The sequence below is a fragment of the Mycobacteroides franklinii genome (genome assembly GCF_002013895.1).
GTDB classification, from domain to species: Bacteria; Actinomycetota; Actinomycetes; order Mycobacteriales; family Mycobacteriaceae; genus Mycobacterium; species Mycobacterium franklinii.
The window spans coordinates 25,155-40,718 of record NZ_MAFQ01000001.1 but is presented as its reverse complement, the minus strand read 5'-3'; the positions used below and the strand labels follow the sequence as shown (position 1 = coordinate 40,718).

Sequence of the window (15,564 nt, the reverse complement as noted above, 5' to 3'; positions counted from 1 at the left end):
AGGTGCAGCGCGCGCCGCACAATCCGCCGCAGCCAGATCGGCCACGGCTCGATATACAGAGGTGTTTCGATTTCGGTGATGTACTGGAATTGGTTGTCCCACAAACTGATGCGTGGGCGGCTTCTGATTCGGCGCCACGGATACCGAGTGGCGCCGCGGTTCACAGCGTGCACTCCTTCTCGACGACGGCGCGCACGTAGTCGACGAACTTGTCGAAGTCGTCGCCCGTCGGGCACTTCTCGGCCAATCGCTGCCACTGCTTCTCGCCCCCAAGTAGCGTCACTACGGCTTCATAGTTGCGGCCACGCGCGAAATCCCTTAGCGCATTGACCGGCCAGCGGCCACGGCGCTTCGGGATCGTGAATTTGAGCCCTTCCCAGATCAGGTCGACGGTCGCCTTGTCGGGGTCAATCTGCTCGTCAGGGTCTTCTACGGACTTGCCGCGGGGGTTGTTAGCCATGGTGTTTAGCGTTTTCCTAGTTCGTGTCGCCGGTTCGCTATTGCCTGTTCCATAGCCGAGACCGCCGGCGCCGCGGGCGACGACTGCGCGGCGTAAGCGGCTTCTCGTTCCTTCAAGTTAGCGACATGATTGGCTTTCGCTTGCATAGCTTCGAGAGCCTTTGCTATCTCATGCTGCCGAAGTGGGCGACCCGGATATATTTCCCCTGTGAGTGCCTGATATACAGAGGCGAGAATGAACATTTGCTCGGTCCAATGTTCTTTGCCACCGTTCTGTGCGCGCACGATCGAAGACGTTGGATCTAGCCGGCGAATATAGGTCCAAATCCGGCGCAATGACAAAGTGCCCGTGAACCGTTCGGAGTACTCCACACCCCAGAACCGGCGTAGGTCACTGGCTAGGTCTTGCTCGAATCGGTCCAAGATGTTGACCAATGTCGTTATGCCGCCGAACCATTGGTCCGGCGCAGCGGGTGTTTCCGGCAGCCGTGATATTCCGACGGCGTCGGCCATGGCGTCGGACAGCTCGCGGTAGTCGTCGACCGTCGCGTCGTCGCGTAGTCCACATTCCTGCCCGGCCAGCAGGTAATCGACAGCGTTGAACGGATGTTCACGTACAAGATTGAGCGGCCACACCTCCAGGTTCAGGGGAACCCGGATGGTGTGGCCGCGGAACTGCGCTTCGGCTTCGGTGGCACCCAGCGCTTCTAGCCGTGCGGCGTCAGACGTTTTCGCCGCCACCTTCGCCATCGACGTCGCCACCGGGCGCATCCGGTTCGGTGCCTTCCGTGTTCGGCATGTCGGCTTCGGCCACGTTCACCGACTGCGATGTGCCGCGACTGCGGCGCGCGCGCTTGGCTTTCGGCGGCGCGTCCTCGGCGTCTTCGGGGTCTTCGGGGTCTTCGGCCGGGTCGTACAGCACCGCCTCCTCCTTCCCGATCAGTGCCGCCGCCGAGACGTCATCGACGTCGAGCACCGACCCTTTGCGGAACTCCGGCTTGTCGATCAGCAGACGAATTGTCTTCACGATGTCGCCCCTTCCGCTATGCGCTCTGCTGCACGGCGAACAACTTGCGGGCAGAGTCCGGGAAGATACGGCATTCGACCTCGCGAGGAGTCGCGTCGCCTTCTGCATCCTTGATGTTCGGCGTCCAGAACCGCGCCGGCCGCTTGGAAATCTCGCGGCGGATTTCACCGCTGGCGGTGCGCTTCTCGAATGCCACATACTCGTAGAGCGGGTTCGGGACAACGATGTCCGTCTCGGTCGAACCGTTCCACAGAATCCGCTGCATCACGGGGTTGTCCTCCAGCGCGGACACCTTGCGGGTGAGCTTGAAATCCTTCGACGCGACGATGATCGTGCCGTAACCCCATGCCGGGATGTCCTTCTCGTCCCACTCGCGCTGAGTGTCGATACCCGCGTCACCGACCAGCAGGCCGAAGAACGCCCACTTACCGGTGGTCGTCACGAACGGGTCCGTGATGGACGCGGGCAGGTCGGCGGTTGCCGGCGGCGCCGCACCCATCCACAGCAGTACGTCGGCCTCTGTATATAGCTTCACATTGTCGGGATTGCCAGCCATTGGTGCTGTCTCCTTATCTCTCAGACGGTTTCGATGGTTCGCACCGCCGCTGTGACGGTGAACGACGCCATGTCGGCGCCGGTGTCGGTGTCCCGGGCGGTGACGAACACGCTTCCGCCGGTGCGGAAGATGTGCGCGACCCCTGGCGGGCGGTTCTCGTGCAGGTAGCCGTGCAGCCGGCGCGCGACACGGTCTGCCAGATCGGAGCCGCGGGCTCGCACAGTGATCCGGATCGTCGGGTCGCGTTTGATGGGCCACTGTTCGGGGCCACCGTCGTCGTACACGGTGACCAGGGGCGGGCCGGTCCGCAGGCTCCAGTCCTGGGGCACGTCCTCCACCGATACCCGGCAGGCGCTGCCGAAGAGACCGACGTTCGGCGGCAGCGCGAGAAACGATTCCAGGGCGTCCGCGATGGGGTTGCGGATGTCTGCGTGCTCTCTCATCGCAGCCTCAACCCCAAGCGCCCGAACGCCTTCGACACAGCCCCACGTTTGGCCTGGTCTTCCTTCTTGCCGTAGATACCGCGGACCTGCCGGTCGGTGACGTACTCATCGACTGTGGCGCCGGCCTTCTCGGCTGCCGGGTCGGCAACCGCATCCAGCGCCTTGCCCAAGCCCTGATCGTTCTTCGCGATATAGGCGATCGTTTTGCGGTTCAACCGGAATTTGCCCTGGGGCGCCATCAGCCGATACCGCCCTTCGCGGACTGGGCCAGAACCACAAGCTGATTGCGGTCGGACCACTGGGACAGCTGCACACCGACCATTGCGCGGCACTCGCGGCCGCGAACGATCAGCCAGTCGTTGTCCCGTATCTCGGTGTCCAGGTCCAGTACGACGGTGAATGCGGCGGCGATAACTTCGCCGGTAGCGCCGAACCGTTGGCGCTGGTTACCGACTACGACTGCGCGCGCGATCACCGTGACAGGGGTGCCATCGGGCTCCACGCCGCCGCGGTCGGTGCGTCGGCCGGCCGCGATGATGGTGACCTGCTCGCCGAGGCTGACGTCTTCGCAGAATCTGGCCTCGGCGCGAACGTGATCGGGCTGGCCATCGAGGTCGTCGCGGCGCACGCCGGGCCCCTGCATTTCGAACAGCCGGTCCCGGAATTCGACGGCGTCACGAGCAGTGAGCGTTTCGGTGTCGGCGTCCACGACCAGGTGACCGACCGCGTTGACGACCGCGACCTGCGTGCCGGCGATGTCTTCGAACGCCGGGTGTTCAGCCCAGCTGCACAGTGCCTTCGAGATACGGCGCTCGGTGTAGGTCGGCCGGCCCCACGCGTCGACCACCGGTGCGCCCGCGTCGATTACCGGGTCACGCTTGACCAGTGTGACGGTGTCGGGGCCGAGATCGAACATGCTCACCATGGCTCGGCCTGCGCGTATCCGGTGAATTGGGCTTGTGGCGCCGCGGTGAGTGATAGGCCAAGCATCTGTAGGTGACGCTCGGTGAAGTCCATCATCTGCGCGGCTTGCGCCATCTTGACCGTGGTGGTGCGGTCATCGGTGGTGCGGGTCAGCTCGAGCACCCGCGAATCGGTGACGCCCTCGGGCCCGAACATGGCTTTGACGACGTCGTAGGTGACGAGCTTGCCGCGCTCATCGGTCGCCGGAAGGTCGGGCAGCCGCGACGGATCACGGATCCACGCGGCGGCTGCCCGAACCAATATCTCGGCAAGCGCCCGTTCCGTCGCTGATAGAGGGCGGAACATGCCCTCGAATTCGGCGACGGTCAGGAACGGTGTTACATCGGCCACGGCAAGTTACCTTGTCGCGGACTTGATTTGGGTCTTGCTCATCTTCGCGGCCTGCTCGGCGGGGATACCGCGTGCGACGGCGTACTGCCGCCACACGTCGGTGGAGTGCGCCGACTTGGGCCGCTCGATGCCATCGCCTGGCGTCAACACCACCCCGTCAAGTCCGGTGCCGGTCGAATCGTCGACGACGTGCTCGTCACCGCCGTCATCGGCGCCCAGCGCTTCGGCTGCCGCTTCCGCTGCGGCCTCGGCTTCGGCCTGGGCCCGTTCGTACGACTCGCGGTCGACGATGGCGCCCGCCGCGGTGAGGCGGCGGACGTCGTCGTCATCGAGTTCAGAGAGGATGGCGCCGCGCTTAAGCTCGCGCCACACTCCTTTGTCGTCCAGCCGGCGTAGGAAATCCGCTGTCAGAACATATTCGGCTGTCACGGGGTCACCAACCCGGTGAGCCAGATACCGGCCTTCGGCTGATCCAGCGCGTACGCGGTCTTCCGGGTGGCGTCGCAGCGGAAGGACTCCGTCGGTCCGCCGTTGGGGCCGTTGCCCTCCGGATACAGACCGGTGACTTCGAACGGCCGGGTATCCGAGTAGAACCCGGTCACGCCCCTCTGACCGATCCAGATCCGATCCGTCGGGTAGCCGCGGGCCCCGAGGATGTCCAAGTCGAACACCTTGCCCGGCAGCTTGCCGGTGTAGGCAATGTGCTCGTTGGCGACGTTGCCCTGATAGACCTTGTTGAACTTGTCGTTGTCCATCAGGATCGGCAGCAGGCCAGGGTTCATCACCATCGTGTCGGGGCTGAATCCGAACCATTCCTCGGCGCTGCCACCTTCGGCGATCGACGGGGCCGCATTGATTACTTTCTCGACGGCACGCGCGATGTCGCCGCGGGGATTGCCATTGGCGGTATCCCACGCTGCTGGAACAGCCATCGTGGGTACAGCACTGGACTGAGTCAGCGCACGGAACACCCGGTCGTCGGAGCGCTTGAACGTGTTGACCAACTGCGTGATCTGGTCGTTGACTGCGCCGACATTGTCCTCATCCCGCATTTCGCGCGACACCCGGACGCCGAGGCCCTTCTTGCCGGCCACTGCGAATAGTGCGGTGCCCTTGCGGCCGGCCGCGACCGGGATCTCGCCGAACTCGGCGACGTCTTCGGGGTCCCCGTCCAGGAAGATCGGGTCACCCGACCGGTAGCCGACGATGCCGTTCTTGTTGGCGCCACCGTTACGGAACAAAGTTTGCGTGATGAAAACGTTGGTCAGCAGTTCCTTGATTTTCGTCGGAATGAACAGCGGGTTGCCGACCATTTCCGACACTGTGAGCCGTGGACCGTCGCTGATGCTGACGATAGGGGTTGTAGGCATTATTCTGTCTCCCTTGCTATTTCAGTCCGGCTCAGACGGTCCGGAAGAGGCCGACGGCCTTGGTTGCTACGACGACGCCGCCCGGTTCGGTGCAGCGGCCAACGATGGTGCGCGCATCGGGGGTTGCGCCCGCAGGTGTGACGGTGCCGTTGGCAGCGGCGATCAGCAGCTCACCGAACGCCGCGTCGGCCGCGTAGGTGACGGGTACTTCAACCCCGCCGTATGCGCACGCCACCTTGGTCGGCAATACCGCCGTGTTCAGCACAGGACGACCGTCGCCGCCTGTAGTCGGTGCCAGCACCAGATCTTCGGGCGCAATCGCGTCCGTCAATGCGACGCCGACAACCTTGAACGACCCCGCCGCGGCGGGCTGGATACGGCTGCCGGTGACGCCTTCGACGAGCTGACCGCCCTTGATCGAAACGCCAGCCTTCGGGGTGTATGTCCGCGGTCCCGTCTTGGTGACCTGAGAAATTCCGGGCATGTCAGATGCTCCAATTCTTGAATCGAGGGTCGTTGCGGATCTCGTCTTCCGCGCTGGCCGATGCCTGCGCTTCGGTGCCGTGGCCGAATTCGGTCAACGGCACCGCGGTCTCGGCTGGAATCGAATCCAGCAGCGCCGTAGTGCCTTCCGGGTCCGCCTTCATCAGCGTCAGGAAATGATCGCGGCGCGGCGGTGTGATCTTGCCCTTGGCGACCGCCGCGTCGACGACCTTGGCGTGGGCCTCGGCGATCTGCGTTGCACGTGCCACCGCGCCCGCGGCAGCATCAGATTCCAGCTTGGACACCCGCGCCGGATCCATCAGCACCAAACCGGCCTTGGCCGCTGCCGCAGCCAATTCCTTACCGTCGACACCGGATTCACCACCACCCTCGGTGACGCTGCCGCCCTCGGCGGTGGTGTCGTCGCCGGTGTTCTCCTGCTCGGTGCTGGTCAACTTCTCCAGCTCGGCGAGCACTTCTTCGTCGGTGGCGTCCGGTCCAAGACCGAGCCGCTTGGCGACGTCCTCCTTGATGTCAGGCACGGGGCCCTCCTTCGAGATATTCGCCGAAGCGGATGCCGCGGCGTTGTCGGCCCGCGCCAACGGCGCGGGTGCGGCCGGACGGCCGGAGTACTTGAACTTGTAGGACGAACTGGCCAGCGCCGACGCGACTGCCTTCTCGGTATCGGCGCGCGCCCCCGAATCGTCGATGCGAGACGCCAGTCCAGCGGCGACCATTTCTTCGGCGGTGTACCAGGTTTCATCTGCCATCGCCTGCGCCCAGTCCTCGACGGTCCCCCCGGCGCGATCGGCGTAGATGTTGGCGTAACTGGCCGACAACTTCTCCAGATGGTCAGCGGCGCTGCGCATGTCCGCAGCTGTCCCCGACCACAGCATGCGTGCGTCATGAATCATGGCCTGCCCATATTTGGACACGACCACCTCATCGGCGGCAACCGCGATCACACTGGCAGCCGACGCGGCAAGCCCATCGACACGGGTGACGGTCTTACCGGGGTGGCGCATGATGGCGTTCGCGATAGCGATGCCGTCGAACGCGTTGCCCCCCGGCGAGTTGACCCGCACGGTCAGTTCCGTTTCAGAGTCCAGGGCAGCAATGTCAAGCACCAACTGTTCGGCGTTGACACCGAACCATGAGTCGATTTCGTCGTAGATGTGCAGCGTGGCCGTCGGCTTGTCCTCTGCCGACGTGGCTTTCGCGACGGTGAACTTGTACCACTCGCGGTTTTCACGAGCCATCAGAACAACCTCCCTTTCTCGAACGCGAGCGCCTGTGCCATGTGCTCTGCGCTCGGGGTGGGGTCGGTCCCTTCCGGCGCCGGGGCCACCGGTGCGTCAGGTTCTTTCGGGGGCGCCGCGTCCGGGTCGCTTGCATCAGGTTTGGCCGGCAGGTCCAGCGATTGGCGCAATGCGCGTTCGATCCGCAGATCCGGCGCCAGTAGCCCGGCCTCGACGAACATCTTGAGCGCCGCGGCGGTCGCGTCCTGCTGTGATCCGATCTTGTCGAACACCAGCCGTGGGGTGCGGGCGTCGACACCGAAGTTGATGTCGACCAGGTCCTCGATGATGTGCGCCTGCCCGATGTCGCGATACGACTTGGCGGCTGCATTTTCTGCCTGCACGAACGGTCGTTCCTGCACCGCGGCGAGCGCGTAGCTTCCTCCGGTATCGAGGTTCATGTATTGCGCCAGGCCGGCGAGCGCGATGGCCTTGTCGTGGTAGACGATTGCTGCCCGGATGTCGGGCAGATTGCCCTGTACACCCAGCAGCGCCAGCGACTGTCCCTGCGCCAGACCGACACCGGATCCCATTCCGCCCTGGAACTCCGAGGCAACCTTCTGCATCGCCTTGACCTCGGCGTCGTCGTTCGGCTTCGAGGCGGTACCGACCGGCACACCCATACCGTTGCGGCGTGCCGCCACGACCTCGATGCGCAACAGCTCGTTTTTCAGCAGCCAATGCTTGTAGCTCGAGCGCAGAATCGAACGACCCTGCCAATAGCCCGGCCGCTTGTTGCGCGTGTACACCACAAGCCGATTGATCGGAATATCAAGCGGTGTAGGCCCATACATGACGCGGCCCGACGAGGCAGGGGCAAGCTGCGTGATCGAATCCAACCCGCCATCCATCGCGACGTTGAACTTCTGAATCGTCCACTGCGGGCGCGGCCCCAGCTTGCGCAGCACGAACCGGCCGTCGGCTTCACGCCGATACACCTGCTCAAATACGGAGTGCCCGAACTGCGCAGTCGGGGAGGCAACCTCGCGCAGATGATCGACCCACGAAAATCGGCCGCGCGAACGGCCAGGGTCGTCAACCTCATCGAACCCGACGACCGGAAGATTCAGGTTCCGCGAAACGAACTGCACGACCTCGGCCTCCGCGCCATTGGGGTCGATACGCCAACCAGTTTCGACGATCGGCAAGCTGATGGCCTCCAGCAGCGACGACACACGCGAGTCGTTGTTGTCCATCTCCAGGAAGACACCAACGGACGCCGGGTGCTGCAGGTCTGGAACCTTTTCGTACGGATCCCAGTTGACCCAGCCGTCGACGAACGGGGTCACGTAGCCCGATTCGCCGACCGGCATAGCCGTCTTGACCCGCTTGGTCACCGGCCTCCCTCAATCCGAACATGCTGCGACACAACGCCGCACCTGCGGATTTAGAATGCGGCTCCCAGCACGTCGAAGTGGCTACTTGTTGTTTCGGGATTTCCGGAGCCCATCGAGGGCAGTGCGGCCGGCGAGTCTTCCTCTGCGAATTCCAGAACACCCCAGTGCACCATCGTTGCGGCGATGACCTGCGCAATTGAGCCTTCGCGGTCGTCCCAAACCTTGTCTCCCCGAGGTAGTTCGCGGGTCATCGCGACCTCCAAACCTTGGGTCAGAATCGGCTGGTTAGTGTGTCCCAGGTCACCGGACATTGCGGCGTCAACGAACCCTTGGAACGCCACCGCGATCTGTCCCGTCGTCGTCAACGTGACGTCGATGCCCAGCTTTTTCAGATACGGCGCCAGCGGTTTAGCCGGATCGTGATCGTCGATCACAATCGCGGCCGGATCCCACTGGTCGACCAGCCGGACCACATAGGCGGCGACCTGCCCGATCGTGGCTTTCTGGTAGTAGCCGATTTCGATCTGCACCCGGCCTTCGATCGTGCGCTGCCCCACCGCGATAGCCCATCGAGCCAGATCACGTGTACGGGACACCGCCAGTACCTTCTGCCCTACGAGTTCGGGCGCATAGTTGGCCAACGGTTCCCACACCTCCTTGATTGGGATGACCGGGTCAATGAACCGGGCGTCCGCCGGCCATTCGCCCCAGCCGAGATAGTCGGCTTCCCACAAGGCGACTTTCGATGCCTCGCGGCTCTCGATCGCGGTCTTGTAAAACCGTTCGATATCGCGCTCTTTGGAGATCACCCCGTATGACGGCTCGGCCAGACGCCAGTTCTCGCGGTCCTCACGCGCGGCTTTGCGCTCGACTGCATCCTTGGGCGGATCCGGTGCGGCGAACTCGATGAACAACAGATCGGTGTCTTTGTTGAGCCCGCGCCGGCGCATGCCTGCGAACACGTGGCAGTTCGGGTGCTCGGATTCCACGGGCGCTGTTGAGGTGTAGATGGTTTGGGAGTTGGCCGACGCGACCTGTGCGCCCTGCAGCGCCGAAACCTCGTCCTGTGTCAGGTTGTACGCCTCATCGAAGATGACCAGGTCGACCTGGTCAAGGCCACGGCCCTTGTCGCCGGAACGCACGCCGAACTGCACCGTGACTTCGGTGCCGAGTTTCGACCGGACGACGATTTCACCGAAGCCCTGTTTTCCGCCGGTCATCGAGACCACACGGTTTTTCAGCGACGGCCGCGAATTGATAATCGCTTTGACGCGTTTGAACACCGCATCCGAGGTATTACCGCGCTGCGCCGTATACGCGATGTTCTCGCCGAGGATGAACAACCCGAACAGGATGCGCAACACCAGAATCAGCGTCTTGCCCTGCTGTCTGGTGCAGACAAGGCACACGTCCGGATGGGTCCATAGACCGTCTGGGCGGCGACTAAGTATCTGGCGCATCGTGCGCCATTGCCAAGGCAGTGACCGCTGTTTGGTGATGCGATGCCCGAACCGCGCGCAACGGTCACCGTCGGTTTCATCACCAGCGAATGAGTGCTCGTGCTTGGGTTCCTGCCGGCCGGTCAGTCGCGGCCACTCACCGACCCATGGCGGTGTGTCCTGTTTGTTCGGCGGCGCACCGGCGTTCGGGCCCCGCCTAGTCGTGCGTTTGGCCGTAGACCTAGATGTCGTCGAGGTCGTCGTCTTCCGCGCCGCCACCGCCACTCTGCCCTGCCGATCCCGCACGCTGTTTGTGAATCTCAGCGAGCAAATGCCGTAACAACGTCGTCTGTTGTCTCTCTTCGGCGATCGTGGAATCGATCTTCGCTTCGACAATCACGGTCGCCGGTTTCCTGCCATTGTCGTCAGCAGCCGCGATGATGCCGCGCAGATCCAAACGCACCCACGACGATTCGACGCCCGAGTTGATTCCGGCCAACGTCTCCAACCGGTCTGCCACGCGCGCAGCCTGCCGGATCAGCGCGGTCAGTCCCGGCCCATCCTCTTTGCGTTCCAACTCGGCCCGCAGCCGCTCCCCCGCGCCCGGTTCAGCGCTGCACGGGGCCCGCCCGGTGCCGGTGGCTGTCCGCTTTGTCCCCGCGGCTGTCCGCTTCGTGGCCTTGACGGGCCCCTGGTCAGCAGCCGATTCGCCGCCACCGGCAGTGTTTACGGGCTGCTTCGTTGTCCGTCCCGTTGTCCGCTTGGAGGTCACCACGGCATGCCCCCGAAATTTTCAGAGTCGCCCAAAAAAAATTCCTGACTACCGCCGGAGTCAGGCCGGGTGGGGTTGCTAGGAAATTTGGGGGTGGCATACGTGCAGGTCAGAGCCGTATTTGGGTTAACGCCGCCGAGGCTCTGACCTGCGATGATGTCGTGTAGCAAACTGCGTTGCCAGGGTGGTGCGGTGGTCTCGAGTAGCCAGCGCTCGAGCGGGCTGTCGGGGTTACCGATCTGGTGGCGCAGTGCGTCCACGGTCTTCGTGGCTGGATTGTGGGCCGTTGAGGATGCGGCAGCCGGGTCCGAGTTTGGGTGCGTAGATGCTGGCGCCGCAGTGGCAGGTCCACATGTGGTGTCGGGTGTCGCATGCGCAGGGTAGGCAGCGTTGTGTCCAGCCGGGTTCGTCGGCGCTGTGCCAGTTGGGGCAGTAGAGGGGTCCGACTCGGGTCCAGCCTTTGCCGTTGGGCACGAGGTCGCCGACGTACGCGTTGGGGAATCGGTCGCGTGGCGGTCGTGCCATGCGTTGGTTCTACTCGCTGGCTGCGACATGTGGACCTCCGAGTGCGTGTCGCCACTGCTGAATGAGCTTCGCCAATACGCTCGTGGCAACAACGTTGGTCGACAAGGAAGGGCTGATATGCGGATTGATGATGCGTTCGCTGTAGAACTGGAGCCAGACGAGGATGATCCGGAGGCACCGACGGTGATCACGGACGTGCTGTCTGTGGATCTGCTCGAGGGCGGGTTTATTCAGGTGGTCGCTCCGCGTCCTCACAAGATGGACGGGCACGTGCTGGTTGACTCGACGATCTATCCGGCGCGCCGTGTGAAGCGGATCGACCGTAGGGTGTACACGCTCGTGGTGGATTCCCCTGGTCAGCATTCGCAGGTACGTGCTGGGCTCAATGCCGATGGTGTGCGTGAGCGGATCACCACGTTGTTGACTGCTGATGGCCTCGATAAGAGGCGTATCGACAAGTTCGTGGATCATCTGCTGGAGGGTCGCTGGCACGATAGTTTTCCCGATGCCGATTTCATGGCTGGCAAGCATGCGTATCGCTTCATGGTGTATCGCTAGTTCTGTCATTGGCCTAGTGCTTGGGTGATGAGCGAGTCGATGTGGTTGGTGATGCTGCGTTTCCAGATGTTGGCTTGGAGCAGTGCCTGCATCCACCACTTGTTGGGTCCGGGTAGGTAGTGGCGGGACCATGCGTTCATGTAGCGCACGAATTCGAGTCGTTCGCTGTCATCCATGTCGGATAGTCCGAGAGTCGCGAACAGCTCGTCGGGTGTCATGTCGCGGGGGTCGGCGAGCGGGGTTGTTCCGCCGCAGGCGGCGAATTCAGAATCGCTCATGGCAGTGTCGGGCAGGTCCACGCGTGGCCCCACTGCGGACCCCCGTTGCAGCACCCCAGCTTCCTGGGTCGCGGTGGGTCGTTGTCGCGCATGTACTGCTCCCACGCCAGTCGACGAATCATCGTGTTGTGGTGTGCCTGTGCGGCGGCGCGGGCTTCTGCTTCGCTGTGCCCCTTGTACAGATGGGCCGTTGGCAGCCCCCGGTCTTGCAGGTAGACAGTCATCCATCCTGTTGAGCTGTACAGACTCCGGTCGTAGACCACGTACCGGCCGCCTTTCGTGTCCGCATGGAACACGCTCGGTTTGGGTTCTGTCCATTCGAGTTGGTCAGGGCCAGTTGAAGATTCGGGTTCCGAGTGCGGGGTCGGTGTCGGGTCGGTTGGTGAGGGCTGGTCGTTGGTCGTCACGGTGGCCTCCTTGGCGTTGTTTGTTGCAGGTGCCGTGCAAGAGTCGGTCTGCTCGGCTGGTGGTGGATTGGCTGCGTGGTGTGCTGTGGTCGGCTCCGAGGGATCCGCTGCTGGTGTCTGGTTTTCCGTCGGTGCGTGTGGCGTTCGGGTTGTAGTCCCAGTTGCGGGTGCGGTCGCGGTACATGGGTCTTGCGCACCACCAGCAGGGCTGTCCGTCGACGTGGCGGTGTAGTAGCCGGTCGCGTTGTTGTTGGTGGTCGTGGCCGAGCCGTTTCTGCGTGGTCGTTCTAGGGGTCCGGTTCGGCATGGTCAGCCAGTCTCGATCGAGAGTTGCCCAGGTGCATCGTGGTGTGGGTGGTCGGCGCAGCGAGTGCGATCGCCGTGATGATGGGCCGGGGATCTTTCGCAGACATCGCATTTCGAACACTCGGGGCAGGACAGCAGATACGGCTGATAGTGCGCGCCGTAAAGACGCCAGCCGTCGTCAATGGCAGCTTTCTGCGCTTCGCCCCGTGTTGCCCGTTCGGCGCCGGATTCATCATCAAGTTCGTAGTCGGCGTCGCCGTATGTGCGGCCGCAGGTATCGCATTTCGCGACGTACCAGGTGACAGACATGGTGCTCATTGGGTGCAGTCCCCGTCGTGTCCGTCGTCCTTCCAGCAGGGGCCACTGCGACCGCAAGGCGCCCAACGCGTTTCGTCACCGTCATCGGCGCGTGCGTGCCGGCCGTGCTCGGGTTGCGGTTCGGGCTTGACGGTGTACGCGTATCCGCCGCCACGTACCGGAATCACCTGCACTTGTTCCGGTTTCACGCCATGTTGTTCCGCTATTTGGTCGACCTGATCCACTAGGTCGGCCATTTGGAGTTCGCGTTCGACTGGCGGGGTGAGCGCACCTGTGCCGAGCTGGACGCCATCGATGCGCGGGATGGGAACGCCGGGGCTTGCCGGGAAGCGGTCGCCGAGTGTGAAGTCCTTGCCGATATCCATGGGTGGGCCGTCTGGCGGCGTGATCTGGGCTTTGGTGAGTTCGACGTGGGTGTGGGCGCCTAGGGCACCTCGTAGTTGGCGTAGCACCTCGAGCAGGTACGGGAGTTGGTTGTCGTCGGCTTTCACCATGAACTGGGCACCAATGTCAGCACCGTTCGTGGATACCGGCAGCGAGAGTGCTACTTGGTAGAAGTCGCCTGGGCGGGTGAAGAATTCGTGCGCCTGGTCGGCGGGCGTGCGCGGGTCGCTGTCCAGAGTCAGTGTCGGATCCGGCACGGTCTCTTCGGTGAGCGTTTGGACGGCGTCGTAGAGATTCTTGACGGCTTTGTGTCCGCGGGCCACGGGGCAGAGTTCGTCGCGGCGCCGGATGTCGCGTTCTAGCCGGAACTTAGCCCGCAGGTACTTCTTGCGGCTACGGAAGACCTGCTGTTGCGCCAGCGCGAGCTGTTCATCGCGAGTGGTGGTCATGATGGCGGTGTCTCCTTTGGTGTTGTGGGGGTTTGGTTCTGGTGGGCGCAGCTGTGGCCTCGCCCTACCGATAAAGGGGGTCATGGGCCGCGCTTGCCGAGCGAAACACCGCATTGGTTCCCGGTTTGACGCCCACCAGATGTCGGTGACGGTAACGGGGTCAGGGCGGTGATGTCGGGCAGCGTGCTCATGGTGTGATTCGGGTGAGGCGTTTTCCTGGTGCGGGTTCGGGTTCTGTTGCGCCGCCGAGCGCTTCGTCGACCGCCAGCCTGCCTATGAGCCGGGTGCAGAGTTCTGCGGCGTTGGCGAGGCCGTGGCGGTTCAGGATCTTCGCTGCTTCCTGCAGTGTCGCGATATCGCTCATCGGGGCTGTCCGGTTTCGGGGTCGATGCCGTTGGCTTTCAACGTCTGTGCGTCGGTTGGGGTGGACAGCTTCATGTGCTCGATAAGCGGAACACAGTCGATGTTCCAGCCTCCGAAATCGGCGTGCGCGTTGACCGCGACCCACAGAACTTCATCGGTGCGCATGATTTTCAGGATGAGCTTGCCGACGTTGCGGGCGAGTGGTTCCATGTCGGATCCGCCGGCCAACTCGATACCGGGCATGGTGATTTCGGATCGGTCAAGGCTGCCTCGGGTTCGGACGCGTAGCGGGATGGCGGGGCGCCGGAATATGTCGGGTATCAGTGCTCCCCCAACTTCGTTGAGCGCGTCGGACATGTAGCGTACGAGCACGTTCCGCAAGTGCTGCTCGGGGGCGGTCACCGGAGGGGCCCTTCGAATACATGCCAGACCAGACCGGATGGGGTGACTACAGTTCCGATGAACTTCCGCCACGGCTTCGGGTCTTCGTCCATGATGAAGACATCGTTAGTGAATCCAGGGCTGTAGCGGTGCTCGTTGCGCCGGTATTGGGTATTGGCCGAGTCGCGCAGCTGATCGGGCATCGGGTTACCCGTACCCACAATGTAAATGCCCTTGGTCCAGCCCTCGCCGTGTTCGAAGTCCAGCGACCAGAGGTCAATAAGACCGTTAGGGGACCTGCGGGATTGCGCAACTGATAGCAGATCGCCGTCACTAGGCAGCGTCACCTCCTGGTAATCATCGATCCGGAGGGCGTGTCGGATTATTCGCATGGTGGTGTCTCCTATTCGATTGGTGCGCCTGCGGCGCGGAGGATGCTGGCGGCTGATTCGACAGCGTCCCAGGCGGTTCGGTCGCCGGCGTGGCGGTCGGGATGCGCGTTGGCGCGGGCTTTCCGGTAGGTGCTCCGGGCAGTCTCAGGGTTGTGCAGGATCCGGTGAGCCCAATCGGAGACGCTGTCATCGTTGCCCTGCGCTGCCTTCGCGAGAACGACGGCAGCACCTGCCGGAGTCTGCGCGAGCGGGGTGGCTTTGGCTTCGATGGCCTGCCATCCGCGGTACTGCTGCCCGGTTTGGGTGATTCCGTAGCGTTCGACCTTGCGTAGTGCTTCAAGACCGAGCGCGATTGCGCGTAGGTTGTCTTGCCAGCGTGTGAACGTGTCACACGGGTAGGACAGCTGTCCATACCGGGACTCGATGCTCAGGATGACGCCGGGGTGCTCAGCTTTCGCGGTTGCGCGTGGCATGCCGTCAGAGATACGAAAGTCCTGCTCACGCATCGCGATTTGCAACACCGCGGGGGCGTACTGCTCACCCTTTCCGAGGTACCAGAGTTCCCGGTCGAGCCGGGTCAGGGTGTCGCTCCACTGCGCGGAGAAGTTCGAACGTCGGCGGTCTCGGGTGAGGCTGTGGGGCCAGCGATCGATCGGTCGGAGGGTCATGCCGGGTGGATAGTTCGTCATTGCGGTGTTCCTTGCC

Annotated in this window: 25 protein-coding genes; 1 reads left to right on the top strand and 24 read right to left on the bottom strand. The window is 63.4% G+C overall.

Features of this window, described 5'->3' with window-relative positions; translation table 11 throughout:
• Nucleotides 1-160: 160 nt before the first annotated feature.
• The 16 genes from B4393_RS00330 to B4393_RS27405 form a co-directional block, all read right to left on the bottom strand.
• Entirely contained in the window at nucleotides 161-460 is a 300-nt protein-coding gene (locus tag B4393_RS00330; RefSeq protein WP_078332491.1) for a hypothetical protein, read from the bottom strand.
• A 5-nt stretch (nucleotides 461-465) separates the two neighbouring features.
• Nucleotides 466-1,209, bottom strand: a complete 744-nt coding sequence (locus B4393_RS00325) for a hypothetical protein (protein ID WP_078332490.1) — start codon at nucleotides 1,207-1,209, stop codon at nucleotides 466-468.
• A complete protein-coding gene (locus B4393_RS00320) occupies nucleotides 1,181-1,486 on the bottom strand; it encodes a hypothetical protein (protein WP_078332489.1) in 306 nt (101 codons plus the stop codon). The genes B4393_RS00325 and B4393_RS00320 overlap by 29 nt, the downstream gene beginning before the upstream one ends.
• Nucleotides 1,487-1,502: 16 nt before the next feature.
• Nucleotides 1,503-2,042, bottom strand: coding sequence for a hypothetical protein (locus B4393_RS00315; RefSeq protein WP_078332488.1), 540 nt, complete (start codon nucleotides 2,040-2,042; stop codon nucleotides 1,503-1,505).
• Between the two features lie 20 nt (nucleotides 2,043-2,062).
• A complete protein-coding gene (locus tag B4393_RS00310) occupies nucleotides 2,063-2,485 on the bottom strand; it encodes a hypothetical protein (RefSeq protein WP_078332487.1) in 423 nt (140 codons plus the stop codon).
• A complete protein-coding gene (locus tag B4393_RS00305; RefSeq protein ID WP_078332486.1) occupies nucleotides 2,482-2,724 on the bottom strand; it encodes a hypothetical protein in 243 nt (80 codons plus the stop codon). Before B4393_RS00305 ends, B4393_RS00310 begins: the two co-directional genes overlap by 4 nt.
• The gene (locus B4393_RS00300) at nucleotides 2,724-3,410 is read right to left on the bottom strand and encodes a hypothetical protein (RefSeq protein ID WP_078332485.1); all 687 of its coding nucleotides are present in this window, start codon (nucleotides 3,408-3,410) and stop codon (nucleotides 2,724-2,726) included. Before B4393_RS00300 ends, B4393_RS00305 begins: the two co-directional genes overlap by 1 nt.
• Complete coding sequence (locus B4393_RS00295) at nucleotides 3,404-3,799, bottom strand: hypothetical protein (protein ID WP_078332484.1); 396 nt, start codon at nucleotides 3,797-3,799, stop codon at nucleotides 3,404-3,406. Before B4393_RS00295 ends, B4393_RS00300 begins: the two co-directional genes overlap by 7 nt.
• A gap of 6 nt (nucleotides 3,800-3,805) precedes the next feature.
• Nucleotides 3,806-4,228, bottom strand: coding sequence for a hypothetical protein (locus B4393_RS00290; RefSeq protein ID WP_078332483.1), 423 nt, complete (start codon nucleotides 4,226-4,228; stop codon nucleotides 3,806-3,808).
• Nucleotides 4,225-5,169: a phage major capsid protein gene (locus B4393_RS00285; RefSeq protein WP_078332482.1), complete on the bottom strand. Its 945-nt coding sequence runs from the start codon at nucleotides 5,167-5,169 to the stop codon at nucleotides 4,225-4,227. Before B4393_RS00285 ends, B4393_RS00290 begins: the two co-directional genes overlap by 4 nt.
• Nucleotides 5,170-5,200: 31 nt before the next feature.
• A complete protein-coding gene (locus B4393_RS00280) occupies nucleotides 5,201-5,653 on the bottom strand; it encodes a hypothetical protein (protein ID WP_078332481.1) in 453 nt (150 codons plus the stop codon).
• A 1-nt stretch (nucleotide 5,654) separates the two neighbouring features.
• Nucleotides 5,655-6,911, bottom strand: coding sequence for a head maturation protease, ClpP-related (locus B4393_RS00275; protein ID WP_078332480.1), 1,257 nt, complete (start codon nucleotides 6,909-6,911; stop codon nucleotides 5,655-5,657).
• Nucleotides 6,911-8,287 carry a phage portal protein family protein gene (locus tag B4393_RS00270; protein WP_078332479.1) on the bottom strand — a complete coding sequence of 459 codons (1,377 nt, stop codon included), beginning with the start codon at nucleotides 8,285-8,287 and terminating at the stop codon, nucleotides 6,911-6,913. Before B4393_RS00270 ends, B4393_RS00275 begins: the two co-directional genes overlap by 1 nt.
• A gap of 50 nt (nucleotides 8,288-8,337) precedes the next feature.
• Entirely contained in the window at nucleotides 8,338-9,747 is a 1,410-nt protein-coding gene (locus B4393_RS00265; RefSeq protein WP_236743080.1) for a hypothetical protein, read from the bottom strand.
• Nucleotides 9,748-9,967: 220 nt separating this feature from the next.
• The gene (locus tag B4393_RS00260; protein WP_078332477.1) at nucleotides 9,968-10,501 is read right to left on the bottom strand and encodes a hypothetical protein; all 534 of its coding nucleotides are present in this window, start codon (nucleotides 10,499-10,501) and stop codon (nucleotides 9,968-9,970) included.
• Between the two features lie 228 nt (nucleotides 10,502-10,729).
• Nucleotides 10,730-11,023: a hypothetical protein gene (locus B4393_RS27405; RefSeq protein WP_078332476.1), complete on the bottom strand. Its 294-nt coding sequence runs from the start codon at nucleotides 11,021-11,023 to the stop codon at nucleotides 10,730-10,732.
• A gap of 117 nt (nucleotides 11,024-11,140) precedes the next feature.
• Here B4393_RS27405 and B4393_RS00250 point away from each other — a divergent pair, with 117 nt between their 5' ends.
• Nucleotides 11,141-11,581 (top strand): hypothetical protein, encoded by a 441-nt coding sequence (locus tag B4393_RS00250; protein WP_078332475.1) that lies wholly within the window; start codon nucleotides 11,141-11,143, stop codon nucleotides 11,579-11,581.
• 5 nt (nucleotides 11,582-11,586) lie between these two features.
• Here the strand turns inward: B4393_RS00250 and B4393_RS00245 are convergent, their stop codons facing one another.
• From B4393_RS00245 to B4393_RS00215, 8 genes are all read right to left on the bottom strand, one after another.
• A complete protein-coding gene (locus B4393_RS00245; RefSeq protein ID WP_078332939.1) occupies nucleotides 11,587-11,859 on the bottom strand; it encodes a hypothetical protein in 273 nt (90 codons plus the stop codon).
• The gene (locus B4393_RS27070; RefSeq protein WP_157901262.1) at nucleotides 11,856-12,266 is read right to left on the bottom strand and encodes a hypothetical protein; all 411 of its coding nucleotides are present in this window, start codon (nucleotides 12,264-12,266) and stop codon (nucleotides 11,856-11,858) included. Before B4393_RS27070 ends, B4393_RS00245 begins: the two co-directional genes overlap by 4 nt.
• Before the next feature lie 309 nt (nucleotides 12,267-12,575).
• On the bottom strand, nucleotides 12,576-12,890 hold the full coding sequence (locus tag B4393_RS00235; RefSeq protein WP_078332473.1) for a hypothetical protein: 315 nt from the start codon (nucleotides 12,888-12,890) through the stop codon (nucleotides 12,576-12,578).
• Complete coding sequence (locus B4393_RS00230; protein WP_413816121.1) at nucleotides 12,887-13,807, bottom strand: hypothetical protein; 921 nt, start codon at nucleotides 13,805-13,807, stop codon at nucleotides 12,887-12,889. The genes B4393_RS00235 and B4393_RS00230 overlap by 4 nt, the downstream gene beginning before the upstream one ends.
• Before the next feature lie 103 nt (nucleotides 13,808-13,910).
• Nucleotides 13,911-14,087, bottom strand: a complete 177-nt coding sequence (locus tag B4393_RS27730) for a hypothetical protein (RefSeq protein ID WP_165758469.1) — start codon at nucleotides 14,085-14,087, stop codon at nucleotides 13,911-13,913.
• Nucleotides 14,084-14,488: a hypothetical protein gene (locus B4393_RS00225; protein WP_078332472.1), complete on the bottom strand. Its 405-nt coding sequence runs from the start codon at nucleotides 14,486-14,488 to the stop codon at nucleotides 14,084-14,086. The genes B4393_RS27730 and B4393_RS00225 overlap by 4 nt, the downstream gene beginning before the upstream one ends.
• Nucleotides 14,485-14,859 (bottom strand): DUF7352 domain-containing protein, encoded by a 375-nt coding sequence (locus B4393_RS00220; RefSeq protein ID WP_078332471.1) that lies wholly within the window; start codon nucleotides 14,857-14,859, stop codon nucleotides 14,485-14,487. The genes B4393_RS00225 and B4393_RS00220 overlap by 4 nt, the downstream gene beginning before the upstream one ends.
• Nucleotides 14,860-14,870: 11 nt before the next feature.
• Nucleotides 14,871-15,527: a molecular chaperone DnaJ gene (locus B4393_RS00215; RefSeq protein ID WP_236743078.1), complete on the bottom strand. Its 657-nt coding sequence runs from the start codon at nucleotides 15,525-15,527 to the stop codon at nucleotides 14,871-14,873.
• Nucleotides 15,528-15,564 lie beyond the last annotated feature (37 nt).

Bases quoted from the DNA above. Each gene is read 5' to 3' on its own strand.
- B4393_RS00330 (WP_078332491.1), bottom strand. From the start codon at position 460: ATGGCTAACAACCCCCGCGGCAAGTCCGTAGAAGACCCTGACGAGCAG.
- B4393_RS00325 (WP_078332490.1), bottom strand. From the start codon at position 1,209: ATGGCGAAGGTGGCGGCGAAAACGTCTGACGCCGCACGGCTAGAAGCG.
- B4393_RS00315 (WP_078332488.1), bottom strand. From the start codon at position 2,042: ATGGCTGGCAATCCCGACAATGTGAAGCTATATACAGAGGCCGACGTA.
- B4393_RS00310 (WP_078332487.1), bottom strand. From the start codon at position 2,485: ATGAGAGAGCACGCAGACATCCGCAACCCCATCGCGGACGCCCTGGAA.
- B4393_RS00305 (WP_078332486.1), bottom strand. From the start codon at position 2,724: ATGGCGCCCCAGGGCAAATTCCGGTTGAACCGCAAAACGATCGCCTAT.
- B4393_RS00300 (WP_078332485.1), bottom strand. From the start codon at position 3,410: ATGGTGAGCATGTTCGATCTCGGCCCCGACACCGTCACACTGGTCAAG.
- B4393_RS00285 (WP_078332482.1), bottom strand. From the start codon at position 5,169: ATGCCTACAACCCCTATCGTCAGCATCAGCGACGGTCCACGGCTCACA.
- B4393_RS00280 (WP_078332481.1), bottom strand. From the start codon at position 5,653: ATGCCCGGAATTTCTCAGGTCACCAAGACGGGACCGCGGACATACACC.
- B4393_RS00275 (WP_078332480.1), bottom strand. From the start codon at position 6,911: ATGGCTCGTGAAAACCGCGAGTGGTACAAGTTCACCGTCGCGAAAGCC.
- B4393_RS00265 (WP_236743080.1), bottom strand. From the start codon at position 9,747: ATGCGCCAGATACTTAGTCGCCGCCCAGACGGTCTATGGACCCATCCG.
- B4393_RS27405 (WP_078332476.1), bottom strand. From the start codon at position 11,023: ATGGCACGACCGCCACGCGACCGATTCCCCAACGCGTACGTCGGCGAC.
- B4393_RS00250 (WP_078332475.1), top strand. From the start codon at position 11,141: ATGCGGATTGATGATGCGTTCGCTGTAGAACTGGAGCCAGACGAGGAT.
- B4393_RS00245 (WP_078332939.1), bottom strand. From the start codon at position 11,859: ATGAGCGATTCTGAATTCGCCGCCTGCGGCGGAACAACCCCGCTCGCC.
- B4393_RS00235 (WP_078332473.1), bottom strand. From the start codon at position 12,890: ATGAGCACCATGTCTGTCACCTGGTACGTCGCGAAATGCGATACCTGC.
- B4393_RS00230 (WP_413816121.1), bottom strand. From the start codon at position 13,807: ATGACCCCCTTTATCGGTAGGGCGAGGCCACAGCTGCGCCCACCAGAA.
- B4393_RS27730 (WP_165758469.1), bottom strand. From the start codon at position 14,087: ATGAGCGATATCGCGACACTGCAGGAAGCAGCGAAGATCCTGAACCGC.
- B4393_RS00220 (WP_078332471.1), bottom strand. From the start codon at position 14,859: ATGCGAATAATCCGACACGCCCTCCGGATCGATGATTACCAGGAGGTG.
- B4393_RS00215 (WP_236743078.1), bottom strand. From the start codon at position 15,527: ATGACCCTCCGACCGATCGATCGCTGGCCCCACAGCCTCACCCGAGAC.